Here is a 12,759-nt window from a genome sequence, read left to right on the forward strand (position 1 = left end):
TTAGCCGGCAAAGGCACCCCACCGTTTTTATGCCAATAAAAAGAGAGGTTCGCACCTGCGCGATATTCGCTTAGGCGCCAAAATTTCGCCCTTATTTAATGTTTCACGACGCGCATTGCGTTTTTAGTTTTTATTTTTCAGCCGACGGGAAAGCTCATAGGAAATCACGCTTCACTCAGGAAAATAACCGCTACCTGGAGGTCATCATGCAACATATTATCGGTATTTCTTCTCGTCGGCTGAGGATATCAGCCCTTGCGCTGCTGCTCCCTGCCGTATCATGGGCGGCCGATACGGCGTCTCTCGCCGTGGGGCCGCAATATGACACCACCCATGTCTACGTCGAACGCGGCAAAATGGATGCCTTTGTCGACAGCATCCTGAAAACCTTCGGCGGCACCAGCACCGAACGCGTGCTGGTCAACGTCACGCCCACGCCGAGCGAAACCTACTCCCAGCTGATACTGACGCCGGCCGGCAGCTTCTCGGTGTTCGATTTCAAAACGCCGATCCCACACCCGTTCGGCGCCGAGCGCAACGGTTTTCTGGTCAGGGATATGGACGCCGCCATCCGCCAGGCCAGGGCCGCCGGTGCCGATGTGCAGGTTGCGCCTTTCGACGATCCGATTGGCCGCGACGCGGTGATCCAGTGGCCCGGCGGCGTCAACATGCAGCTCTATTGGCACACCAAGGCGCCCAACTACAAGCCGCTGCTGAGCGTGCCGGAAAACCGCCTGTATCTCTCCGCCTACCGCGTCGACGATTTCCTGAAAAGCTACCAGGCGTTCTCGCACGCCACGGTGGTGAGCGACGAACAGGTCAGCGATACGGCGATCGGCCGCAGCGACAGCGGCAAGATCCGCCAGATCGAACTGGACTCGCGCTTCGGCAAAACGCGCATTTTCGTCACCGACGGGCATCTGCCTTATCCGTTCGGCCATGAGCGCACCGGCTATGGCGTCGACGATCTGCCGGCCACGCTGGCCAAAGCGACGGCCAGCGGCGCGCAGGTGCTGTGGCGCTCGACGGCAGCGGAGCGCCGCACCTCGGCGCTGGTGCGTTTCCCCGGCGGCTACATCGCCGAAATCCACCAGACGGCTAAATAAACCCAAGGCGCGCTGCGGCGCGCTTTTTTCTTCGGATACCCATGATGAAACGCACGCTTCCCGCACTGTTGCTGTTCTCCTCGCTCCCCGCCCTGGCGGCGGAACCCGCCGCTTCCCCCTGGAAAAACATCCCGTTGGGCGATGCGGCCACCCTGTCTTTCGACGGTTCACTGCGCGAGCGCTATGAATGGACGGATCAACGCGATCTGAGCGGCGGACGCGACGACACCTTCATGCAGCGCCTGCTGATTGGCGCGCGCCTCGACTACGGCGACGACTTTGGCGCCTATCTCCAGTTGGGATCGTCACTGGCCACGCCGCGCGATCGCGGGCGCAAGCCGACCGACGAAGATCATGCCTATCTCGGCCAGGGCTATGTGGACTTAAAACTGCCCACCGCCTATGGCCTCGGCACCCTGCGGGCCGGCCGCCAGGAGATTGCGCTGGGTTCGCTGCACCTGATGGGCACCCGCGACGGCCCCAACGTGCGTCGTTCTTTCGACGCCATCCGCGCCAGCTGGGCCAAGGATAAAAACCGCCTCGACGCCTTTATCGGCCACCCCGTCACCCTCAAAACCGGCAGTTTCGACGACGATACCGACAACAGCCAAAAGGTGTGGGGGCTGTACGGCACCACGCCGCTGGCAGCGCTGGCATCCTCGCTCGATCTTTACACCTTTGGCTTTGAGGATAACGACGCCCACTACGCGCAGCTCAGCGGGCAAGAACGGCGCTATACCGTCGGCGCGCGCATTTTCGGCGCGGCGCAGGGGTTCGACTGGGATAATGAAGCCGCCTGGCAGTTCGGCAGCGCAGAACAGCGCGACATCCGCGCCTGGTCGGCGTCGGCGCACGCCGGGTATACGGTGAGCGACTGGCGCTGGCAGCCGCGCTTTGGCGGCAAGATTGGCATCGCCAGCGGCGATAAAAACGGTCACGATGGGCAGCTCAATACCTTTAACGCCATGTACCCCAAGCTGCCCTACCTGACCGAAAACGGGCTGGTGGCGCCGGCTAACCTGATCGCCATTCATCCTTCGGTCACGACTACGCCGTGGCAAACCCTGTCCATCGATTTCAGCTGGGACGCGTTGTGGCGGCAACGCCGCGAGGATGCCTTCTACCTCGGGCCGATGCGCCCGGTGAAGGGCAGCGCGCAAGGATCGCGCTTTATCGGCAATCAGTATCAGGTCGAAACCATCTGGACGCCGCGCAGCGATCTTCAGTTCAAGGTGGCCTATGTCTACTTCGACCTCGGCCACAGCCTGCAGCAGCATGCCGGGCTGAAAAACATGAACTTCATCCTGGCGCAGGGCACCTACAGCTTTTAATTATCAAGCAAGTTAATCGGTGTACGCGAGCGCCCTTAATAATCCCTTACTCAATTAATGACGTTCGCCGGCGTGTAGCCGCCTATATGCATTGCGGCAATGGTGGCTACTCGTCGCCATTTACAGATGAAAATTAATGAAAAGCAAAAAGATAAATCAGTTAGGTAAACTCCACGAGCCAATTACAGAGTAATATTAAATAAAGATTTAATTCCACCTGGTTATTTAAGTACGCCTTTTACACATATCTTATGTAAAAGATTCATATAAGAATAACTCATTAATAAAATAATTATGCCTATACTGCTTTCAGCCAACCATTGCGCGCCATTAATTCCTCACCGTGATTAATGATAAGGACATATCCCGCTTGAGTGCGATATTCAAGACAAACAAGGAGGCAAGCCAATGATAACCCAATACCCCCCCCTATTTTCAAACCTGTGTACGAGCATATAGAGCGTTAAGTGCAATATTGTCAACGTCCAAAGGAGTTTGATATGTCATTAGCTACCGATAAAATCTCAGATTATTTAACCGATTATGAAAGAGGCGATCGCGAGGGAAGCAGCAAGCCTTCATACGCCACGGAAGACGTTTCAGATCTGTTGCTGAGGAGCCATTATTCCGCCAATGGCAAAGGCGTGACTGACCATGCGGCAACAATAACCTACTCTTTCCCCGTATATACCGACAGCGATAAGCCAGGATCCGCACAGCTTACCGCCGCCCAACAGGCCCAAACCAAGCTTTCATTGCAGTCCTGGTCAGACGTGGCCAATATCGCCTTCACCGAGGTCAAAGGCACCGATGCCAAAAGCGCTGATATAAAGTTTGGTTTTTATAAGGCGGCCAGCGGAGGCAATTACACCTCCTATGAAAGTACGCAAAACGACCTGAAAAGCACCATCTGGATCAGCGGCAACAAAGGCTACGACGCTTCGAATCCGCAGACCAATAACTATGCCAGGGATACGCTGACCCACGAAATAGGGCATGCGCTCGGGCTCTCCCACCCCGGAAATTATGATGCCTCCAACGCGACTTACCCCACCTACACCAACTCGGCGAAATATTATGAGGACGACCATCAATATTCTTTGATGAGCTATTTTAGTGAACAAAACACCGGCGCCGACTATAAAGGCGTATGGCCCTCGGGGCCGCAGCTGGATGATATTACCGCCATTCAGAAGCTGTACGGCGCGAACACCACCACGCGCACCGGTGATACCACCTATGGTTTCAACTCGAATACGGATCGAGACTTTTTGAGCGTTAAGGCGTCCACGGACAAAATCGTGGCGGCTATCTGGGATGCCGGCGGCAACGACACGCTGGATTTTTCAGGCTACAGCCAAGATCAGCGCATCAACATTAACGAAGGCTCATTCTCAGATGTGGGCGGATTGAAGGCGAATATCGCCATCGCCTATGGCGCGCAGATTGAAAATATCATCGGCGGCAGCGGTGCCGATATCTTAGTGGGCAACGCACTGAACAATACGCTCAAAGGCGGCGCAGGCAACGATATCATTTACGGTGCCGACGGCGCCGATCAGCTCTGGGGCAATGCAGGCGCCGACACCTTCGTCTTCAGCGCAGCCGACGACAGCCAGGCCGCCGCGCCGGACTGGATCCGTGATTTCCAAACGGCGGTGGATAAAATCGATCTGTCGTGGCTCAACCAGACGGTTAAGGCCGAGGGGGGCGAGTTGCACTTCGTCGATAATTTAAGCGGCTCGCTGTATGAAGCGGCGCTGAATTATGACTCGCAGCAGAATGTCACCGATCTGGCGATCAATCTCTCCGGCCATAACCAGCCTGATTTCCTGGTTAAAATCGTTGGGCAGGTCGACGCTTCCGCCGATATTCTCGTCTAGCCAAGAAATCCGCAGTCCGGCGCGAACGCCGGACTGTTTATCTCTTTTCAGGCCTGCCGATGGCGTTTTTTGCGCGGTTCCCACATCACCAAAGCAGTAAATGGGTGTGAGGAGCAACGGAACAATAAACGCACTTAAGCAGTCAATTTAAATGATTATTACTCTATAAATCAATAAGTTATTACGTCATCACCAGAAATCATCCGTTCTTCTTTCTTGTCTCATCCATCACACAGCAAATGATAGTCATTATCATTTGATATCTATTCCTGATGCCCATAACCTACTGTTCATGCATACAGTTTTCGTAATTTTTAACCATCTTCGTCTTAAATGCGCAGCGTCGTTAACTGTCTGTAAAGCGTTACCATGTGCCATTTCCATGGCAGGAACTTATTAATAAACTGAGGAATTATCATGGCTGAACAAAAGAAAAATGCCCAGGTACAGAGTGGCGTCAACGACGACATCACCGAACTAAAGTCGCTGACTACACTGCGCAAACGGGTCGTCAGCGACGGTGAAATCGTCTCCAAATCTGCCAACGGCTTTCGACTGGCCAACGGCAACACCGGCGTAATGTTGCGTAACGACGGCAAGGATTTTTATGCCCTGACCACACCAACCGGACAGGCACAGGACGGGCAGTGGAACACGCTGCGCCCCTTTTCGTTCAATCTGGCTTCCGGTCGGGTGGCACTGCGCAACGGCGTAGATATCTCCGGCGGGGCGATGGTTTCGCATAATGCCGACATCTCCACCGCGACCACCGGCCCGGCTCCGCTTATCAACGGGCAGGTCTATAATGCGGCAACTATACATACCAAATTTACCAGCGGTAATATCACCACGACCATGCTGATGGGGTCACGCGTGGTCGCCGGCAAAGAGGATTATGGCCTGCTCTCTTACCGCGACTGGCAGGGAAACTGGAATGAACTCCGGGTCAAACCCAATGCCGAGCTGTCTGTTGGACAACTGACCAAGCGCAACGCTCACGGCTGGTTCACTGCAAGCCCGCCTGAGAATGTCGATAAATCGCAGGAATCCCTTACCAACGGGCTTTATTTACCTAATCCAGGTAATAAACACGTAAAAATTTATCACCACGACCATGTGAAGTACAACGAGCTGGTCATTAACGTGAGTGACGGCAATAAAAATAGCTGGTTCGTTTTCAAAGAAGACGGCTATGCCGTCACCGGCGGCGGGTGGAACATCAGCTCTGACGTCCGTATGAAAACGGAAATAACCCCAATCGACGGCGCCCTGGACAAGCTGGCCAACATCGGCGGCTACACCTACCTCAAACAGGGCGTGCCGGAAGCCGGCGTGATTGCACAAGAAGTGGAAGAAATTCTCCCCCAATCCGTGACCCAGACCGAGCTGAAACTCAATGACGGCAGCGTGCTGAAAGACGCCCGCAGCATCAATATCAACGGCGTAGTCGCGTTGCTGGTTGAAGCGCTTAAGGAAGAACGCTCACTGCGCGAAGCAGAGCGAGAGGCTTTTGAAAGACGACTGGTTGCCTTGGAAAAAGGCATTGAGCGCGCCTGATTAACAATATTGGGGGGTTAGCACTGAATACCTCTCAGCGCCTTTACAGGCGAGTACCACGCTTACAACACGATGACGGAAAGGAACTCAATTATGAATGGATTTAATTACGGTGATGGTAAAGGGAGGGAGCGTCAAGGCGGTGTAAATGCAGAAGCTGCTTCCCGGTTCAATAATGTCTGCGTTATTCGCAGCTCGGCAGCGCGTCGATTACATCGTTCTATTTGAAGAGGGATCGGATTATGACACGATATGAAGATACAACGCAGTATGAACGCGATGTAATGACTTCAATGGGATACAAGTGGAATGGACATGGGTGGCAACGAGGGTTTGACTTATCAGATAGCAATATGGTTGTAGAAGCATGGGTTGGCGAGGGTTTACCTGATAGACAGAAGGAATTGAGTAATATTACCCATATCTGGGATCAAAAAATTTCCGATATTAATAAACCGATAAGTGCTTTTGCTCCTGAAGATGATGATATCACGCCATTCAGTAATGAAGCAAAAGAGAGTTACCGTGAGGATTCAGATACAGCCATTCAGTTTGCAGCTAATAAAGCAAATGAAATTGACAACCAAATTAAAGAAATTCAAAAGGATATTGACGCATTAAGCAAGAAAGCTGAAAGTAGTCAACTGACTGAGTTCGAGAAAGCAAACCTAAAAGTAATTATTAGCAAGTTAAAGGTAAGTAAAGAACGCCTTACCATTCTTCGAAATGAAGCTAATAAACGAAAAGTACATCAGGAATATTTAAAGCTGAATAATGAAGACTGGTTCTTCTCTAGAGAAAAGCCCACCTCCTGGGTTAGGGAGCAGCAATCATTAAACAGAAAGGAAATGGGTAAAAAACTGGAAGAAGAGAAGAGAATACAGTCAGAAATTGACACAGCCAAACAAAATATTGAACATTTAGAAAATGAACAGCGTGAGAAGGAAGAGGAAGTCCGCAAAGCTGAGGAAGCTCGCAAGGCAGAGGAAGCCCGTCGAGCTGAAGAAGCCCGCAAAGCCGAAGAGGCCCGTAAGGCAGAGGAAGTCCGTCGAGCTGAAGAAGCCCGCAAGGCTGAAGCAGCTCGGAAAGCGCTGTTCGCCAAAGCCGGCGTACTGGACGCCCCGGTCTATACACCCGGCATGATAAAAGCGGCCAATGCCGCGATGGCCACGGCCGGGGTCATGGTGCTCAACCGCGCGGGCGGTATGGTACAATTATCAACATGGATCAACAGCGTGATGACCAGCGCCAGTGAGCTGGCCGGCTGGGTATCCGGTGGAGTGTGGCGCGGCGCCGTCGAAGTTTCCCGGGTTACCACGCTCACTGCGGTAGCTCCGGCAGTCGGCGCCTTCGTTGTCGGATTCTGGCCGGGGAAAGCCGGTGAAAGTCAGAGCGATATTGATAAATTGCTGGGTCGTGATTTAACACAGATGTTTACCGTTCCGGCCAGCCTGGTTGCCGCAGGGAAAACACCGATTCAGCCGGAAATGACCACGGTCGATTTACCGGTGCGCGGGTTTATTCGCAGAGGGAATAGCGGTCAGCAAGAGGTAATACTGGTCAAAACAGGAACGGGCGGCGTCTCTGCTACCGTGCCGGTGTATCGGCCGGTTCGCGATGAAAAAACCGGCCTGGACCGGATAACCTTGCCGGCGGTTGCCGGTGCGCCGGGGCGAACCATTTTGATAAACCCGGGCACCGCCCCGTCGGGTCCGTGGCATACCGGCAATCCTGCGTCTGCAGCGCCGGTAACGCCGGTGCATACCGGTACGGAGATAAAGCAGGCCGACAGTATCGTCACGACGACGTTCCCTGCAGATGACATGCCACTGCAGGATTTTATCTACTGGCAGCCTGATGCAACGGGAACCGGTGTTGAGCCTGTCTATGTCATGCTCAGTGGTATCTATGGTGAAACTAACGCTAAAGGGCAATACAGTGGTCGCGACTACAACACGGACAAGGCCGGTGGCCCAATTCAGAATCTGGACTGGAAAACCGCCACCATTGACCGCGTCGGCGTGGACAAAGTGAAGCTGCATACCGGGCGGTTTGGCGAATCTCCCGATAACAAGGTGATGATTGACCGCCTGGAAAATATCCTGAAGGGAGAAATACAGCCCACCGATACCGACAAGCGTTTTTACACCCACGAAATCAGGGAATTGGAGCGTTATAGAGCAGTTGGTGTTCCTGATGGAATATCACCTGATGACGATGGTGCTACATGGAATAACACTCATACGGCGACGTTGGAAGATTACAAATTAAGTAGCGATCGCTCTCTGTTATATACACCAGAAGCATTAAAAGCTGGTGATGAATAAATCTGGAGGTTATATATGATTGATTTTAAACCTATGTTTGAAAATGAACAAATCCGAGACATAGTTTTATTCTTGTCGGGACGAAAAGAAAACGGGATATCTCATCCTCAATTAGATGGGTATTGCACTATGTATGGTAATAAACGTATATCAAACATTGAACTGATTTCATTAGTGAAAAGCATGCGAGAAAAAGGGGATGTATCATCTAATGGAAAAGGTGGCTATAAAAGAGGTCCAAACTGGAAAGAACCCGCATTCGTAACCGAGAAAAAATACGGTATTGAGTAATTACCAGTGCCTTCCATAAGTGCGTTTTAAGCAGCGTCCAACAAACGAGAGTTTGTTGGACGTTTTCGTTGATGGCTAATTCCACGCCAGATTGGTTTTCAGTCCAGCCCTGGGGCAGAAAACAACGGTTTTGGCTCCGTTGCTCCCCCCAAATCGCGCAGACGAGCTCACACCGCCTCCAGCTCCGCCGCCAGGGTGGCGACCAGCTCCGCCGCCGGCATCGGCCGCGCCAGGCCCACGCCCTGCCCGGCCCACAGCGACATAAACTCTCCGCGCCCGGCCTTGGCCGCCGCCTGGCGGATATCGCCGGTGAGCGCGTTCTGCACCGGATAAGGCAGGATCTGCGCCTCTTCCGCGCGCATCTGGCGCATGAAATCATTGACGATGCCGCGCGCCGGGCGGCCGCTGAAGGCGCGCGTCAGGCGCGTGCTGTCATCACCGGCGTTGCTCAGCGCCGCCCGCCAGGCTTCGGCGATGCCCGACTCCGGGCTGCACAGGAACGCGGTGCCCAGCTGCGCCGCCTGCGCGCCCAGCAAGCGCGCCGCCGCGATGCCGCGCCCGTTCATGATGCCGCCCGCGGCGATCACCGGGATCTTCACCGCCGCCACTACCTGCGGCAGCAGGGCCATCAGGCCGACGCAGGATTGTTCGATGTCGCCGAGGAAGGTCGGGCGGTGGCCGCCCGCCTCCGAGCCCGAGACGCAAACGAAGTCGGCGCCCGCCTCTTCCCAGGCGCGGGCTTCCGCCACCGTGGTGGCGGTGCCGATCACCCGCGAGCCGGCCTTCTTGAACTGCGTGACCGTGGCGCGCGGCAGCACGCCGAAGGTGAAGCTGGCCACCGGCGGCGCCGCCTCCAGCAAGGCCGCAATCTGGTCACGGTTGTTTTCGGCGAATTGAGTGGGGATCGGCGGCTCGCTCAGCCCCAGCGCTTCGCGGAACGGCCGCAACAGGTGCTGGGCGCGCTTCAGCTCGGCGAGATCCGGGTGCTGCTCATCGAGCAGAAACAGGTTGATGTTGAACGGCGCGGCGGTCTGCGCGCGGATCTGCTGCACCCGTTCGAGGATCACCGCCGGTGAAAACAGCGCCGCCGCGCACGAGCCCAGCCCTCCGGCGTTACTCACCGCCACCGCCAACGCCGGCGGCGACGCGCCGTTCATCGGCCCCTGAACGATCGGATAGCGCAGCCCAAGCTCGCGGGCAAAAGCAGAAGGTGCCGTCATCAATGTGTCTCCCTGTGCTGACTACATTCGTCTTACGGCGGCCGCGCCGCCGAACCGACCAAAAGCATAGCACCTTCTCACCGCCTGGCCGTGCAGTTAATGCTTCACCTGCCGCCGGTCAAGCGACAGGAAGTGATGCACCACCGGTTTCTCCGGCCCGATATGGAAGCGCAGCGCCTCCTGCTGCAGATCGGCGTCGGCGTGCGACACCCGCTGGTGCTGGCGCAGGTGCTCCGCCCAGGACTCCACCAGGAACCACTCCATAATGCATTCCGGATCGCCGGTGTGCTCGGTGATGCCCCAGGCGTAAGCGCCATCGCGGCGACGCGCGTGCTCCAGCATCAGCAGCGTGCGCAAGAACTGTGGCCGATCCTGCTCACGGATGCGGTACTCCACCTGAATCATTACCGGGCCGCGATCGTTCTCGACCGGCGTGTTGACCAACGGCTCCGGCCAATGGTTCGACGGCTGCAGATCGGCTTCGCCGGTCGGCAAGCGCAGGCGGTGGAACAGCAGCCCCGCCGCCAGCAGGCCGACGCCGCCGACCAGCAGCGTGGCGGCCACGCCCAGCTCCTGCGCCACCAGCCCCCACAGCAGGCTGCCCGCCGCCATCGCGCCGTTGAACACCATCAGGTAGATGGCCAGGCCGCGGCCGCGCACCCAGTTGGGCAGCACGCCCTGCGCTGCGCCGTTGAGCGTGGTCAGCGCGATAATCCAGCCGGCGCCCAGCACCAACAGCAGCACCACCGCCAGCCACTGCGGCGGCGCCAGCGACAGAGCCGCCATCACCACGGCGGTCAGCACCGCCGCCAGCAACACCAGCCCGTCGGCATTCAGCCGCTGGCGCAGGCGCGGCAGCGCGATCGCCCCGAGGATCGCCCCGGCGCCCACCGCCCCCAGCAGCACGCCGTAAAAACCGGCGCTGCCGCCCAGCATGCGGCGCGCCACCAGCGGCAGCAGCGCCCAAACCGAGCTGGAGAAAGCGAAGAACACCGCCGCCCGCAGCAGTACCACGTGCAGTTCGCGGCTGGAACGGGCATAGCGCAGCCCGGCGCGGAAGGCGCCGAAGAAGTGTTCCGACAGGCCGCTGTCCTCGGCCTTCGGCCGCTTCCACCACAGCAACGCCGCGATCACCAGCACATAGCTCATCACGTCCGCGCCGTAGGCCGCGCCGGCGCCGAAGCTGGCCAGCAGCAGCCCGCCGGCCGCCGGGCCGATGGAGCGGGCGATGTTGATGCCGAGCGAGTTCAGCGCCACGGCGTTTTTCAGCTCGGTGCGCGGCACCAGCTCCGGCACGATCGCCTGCCAGGTCGGCCCCATCAGCGCCGCACCGATGCCGCCGACGAAGGTCAGCGCCAGCAGGTATTCCACCGTCAACGCACCGGTCTGCGACAGCACCAGCAGGCTGCCGCTGACGCAGGCCAGCAAAATTTGCACGAAGATCAGAAAGCGCCGCCGATCGAGGATGTCCGACAGTACCCCGGCCGGGATCGCCAGCAGGAACACCGGCAGCGTGGCGGCGGTCTGCATCAGCGCCACCGCCGAAGGGTTACTCGACAGATCGGTAATCAGCCACGAGCTGGCGACGTCGCGCATAAAGCTGCCGACGTTGCCGAGCACCGTGGCGCCCCACAGCACCGCAAATAAGGGGATTTTCAGCGGCGCGAAGCCGCCCGCCGCCGCCTTGTTGTCCGTCTGTTCAGCCATCCGTTCGCTCCTTCAAATCGTTAAATGCCACCAGCAACAGCGCGCCGGCCAGCCCAAGGTGTTCAAAAAATCCGTTCATCATCTGGCCGCGTTCCGCCCCGTCGAACTGCCAGAACGGATTGGCCATCAGCGTCGCCATCAGGGTAAAACCGGCCAGCGCCAACGCGCCGAGCCAGCGATAAAAGCCGCTTAGGATCAGCGCCGACGCCGCCAGTTCCAGCAGCGTCACCAGCACGGCGAACAGCGCCGCCGGCTGCAGACCGAAATGGGTCATCTCGGCGATGGCGCCTTCGACGTTCAGCGCCTTGACCAATCCGCCCTGAATGTAGGCGGCGCAAATGGCGAGCAGCAGCAGCCAGCGCACCGCGGGCGCATGCAGCCGCTGCGCGCAGCGGGCGGCGATAGCAGTCAGGTTCATCGCGCCCCCTTAGAACGGCGAATTCTGGATAAAGGCCAGCAGATCGGCGTTGAAGCGATCGGGATCGACCTGCGCCAAGCCGTGAGCGCCGCCGGCGTAAACGTTCAGCTCCGCCTGTTGCATAAGCTTAGCGGCTTTCAGCGCCGAGGCGCCGATCGGCACGATCCGATCGGCGTCGCCATGCACCAGCAGCGTCGGCCTGTCGATCGCCAGCAGATCGGCGGTGAAGTCCACTTCGGAGAACGCGCTCACGCCGTCGTACTGCCCTTTCATGCCGCCCTGCATGCCCATCAGCCAGAAGTGGTCGATCAGCCCCGCATTGCTCTCCACCTCGTCGCAGGGGAGACCGTAGAACGGCACCGCCAGATCTTTGAAGAACTGCGAGCGGTTGCCCGCCACGCCGCTGCGAATGCCGTCGAAGGCCGCCATCGGTGCGCCTTCCGGGTTGGCCGGCGTTTGCAGCATCAGCGGCGGCACGGCGCCCACCAGCACCACCTTCGCCACTCGATCGCTGCCGTGGCGGCCGATGTAGCGCGCCACTTCGCCGCCGCCGATGGCGTGGCCGACCAGGATCAGATCGCGCAGATCCAGCGTTTCGATCAGCAGGGCCAGATCGTCGGCGTATTGGTTGATGTCGTTGCCGTGCCAGGTCTGATCCGAACGGCCGTGGCCGCGGCGATCGTGGGCGATCACGCGGAATCCGCTCTGGCCGAAAAACAGCAGCTGGTTGTCCCAGGCATCGGCGGACAGCGGCCAACCGTGGGAGAACAGGATCGGCTGGCCGCGGCCCCAATCCTTATAGAAAATGCGCGCGCCATCGGGCGCGGTGAGGATGCTCATGACGTGTTCCCCGCTCGGTATTGAATTGGATTTTGTACCGGGTAACAGTACGGCAGGCGCAAAGGCAGTGATAACGGAA

At 57.5% G+C, this 12,759-nt stretch carries 10 protein-coding genes; 6 read left to right on the top strand and 4 right to left on the bottom strand.

Translation table 11 applies throughout. The annotated features are described in order from the left end of the window. The first annotated feature begins 308 nt into the window (after positions 1 to 308). From ACJ8HH_RS11745 to ACJ8HH_RS11770, 6 genes are all read left to right on the top strand, one after another. A complete protein-coding gene (locus ACJ8HH_RS11745) occupies positions 309 to 1,106 on the top strand; it encodes a glyoxalase (protein ID WP_080430332.1) in 798 nt (265 codons plus the stop codon). 44 nt (positions 1,107 to 1,150) lie between these two features. After that, the gene (locus ACJ8HH_RS11750) at positions 1,151 to 2,437 is read left to right on the top strand and encodes an alginate export family protein (RefSeq protein WP_353434150.1); all 1,287 of its coding nucleotides are present in this window, start codon (positions 1,151 to 1,153) and stop codon (positions 2,435 to 2,437) included. Between the two features lie 500 nt (positions 2,438 to 2,937). After that, entirely contained in the window at positions 2,938 to 4,320 is a 1,383-nt protein-coding gene (locus tag ACJ8HH_RS11755; protein WP_033654938.1) for a serralysin family metalloprotease, read from the top strand. Between the two features lie 417 nt (positions 4,321 to 4,737). Then, on the top strand, positions 4,738 to 5,877 hold the full coding sequence (locus ACJ8HH_RS11760; RefSeq protein ID WP_060388025.1) for a tail fiber domain-containing protein: 1,140 nt from the start codon (positions 4,738 to 4,740) through the stop codon (positions 5,875 to 5,877). A gap of 242 nt (positions 5,878 to 6,119) precedes the next feature. Further along, complete coding sequence (locus tag ACJ8HH_RS11765) at positions 6,120 to 8,204, top strand: S-type pyocin domain-containing protein (protein ID WP_230200014.1); 2,085 nt, start codon at positions 6,120 to 6,122, stop codon at positions 8,202 to 8,204. A 15-nt stretch (positions 8,205 to 8,219) separates the two neighbouring features. Continuing rightward, positions 8,220 to 8,495: a hypothetical protein gene (locus ACJ8HH_RS11770; protein ID WP_071796825.1), complete on the top strand. Its 276-nt coding sequence runs from the start codon at positions 8,220 to 8,222 to the stop codon at positions 8,493 to 8,495. A gap of 167 nt (positions 8,496 to 8,662) precedes the next feature. Here the strand turns inward: ACJ8HH_RS11770 and ACJ8HH_RS11775 are convergent, their stop codons facing one another. From ACJ8HH_RS11775 to ACJ8HH_RS11790, 4 genes are all read right to left on the bottom strand, one after another. Next, positions 8,663 to 9,715, bottom strand: a complete 1,053-nt coding sequence (locus ACJ8HH_RS11775; RefSeq protein ID WP_060451696.1) for an NAD(P)H-dependent flavin oxidoreductase — start codon at positions 9,713 to 9,715, stop codon at positions 8,663 to 8,665. Positions 9,716 to 9,811: 96 nt separating this feature from the next. After that, entirely contained in the window at positions 9,812 to 11,422 is a 1,611-nt protein-coding gene (locus ACJ8HH_RS11780; RefSeq protein ID WP_060451697.1) for an MFS transporter, read from the bottom strand. After that, the gene (locus tag ACJ8HH_RS11785) at positions 11,415 to 11,840 is read right to left on the bottom strand and encodes a DoxX family protein (protein WP_033639880.1); all 426 of its coding nucleotides are present in this window, start codon (positions 11,838 to 11,840) and stop codon (positions 11,415 to 11,417) included. Before ACJ8HH_RS11785 ends, ACJ8HH_RS11780 begins: the two co-directional genes overlap by 8 nt. 9 nt (positions 11,841 to 11,849) lie before the next feature. Next, positions 11,850 to 12,680, bottom strand: coding sequence for an alpha/beta fold hydrolase (locus ACJ8HH_RS11790; protein WP_060451698.1), 831 nt, complete (start codon positions 12,678 to 12,680; stop codon positions 11,850 to 11,852). Positions 12,681 to 12,759 lie beyond the last annotated feature (79 nt).

The sequence above is a fragment of the Serratia sp. CY32780 genome (assembly GCF_052169135.1).
Lineage (GTDB): Bacteria > Pseudomonadota > Gammaproteobacteria > Enterobacterales > Enterobacteriaceae > Serratia > Serratia sarumanii.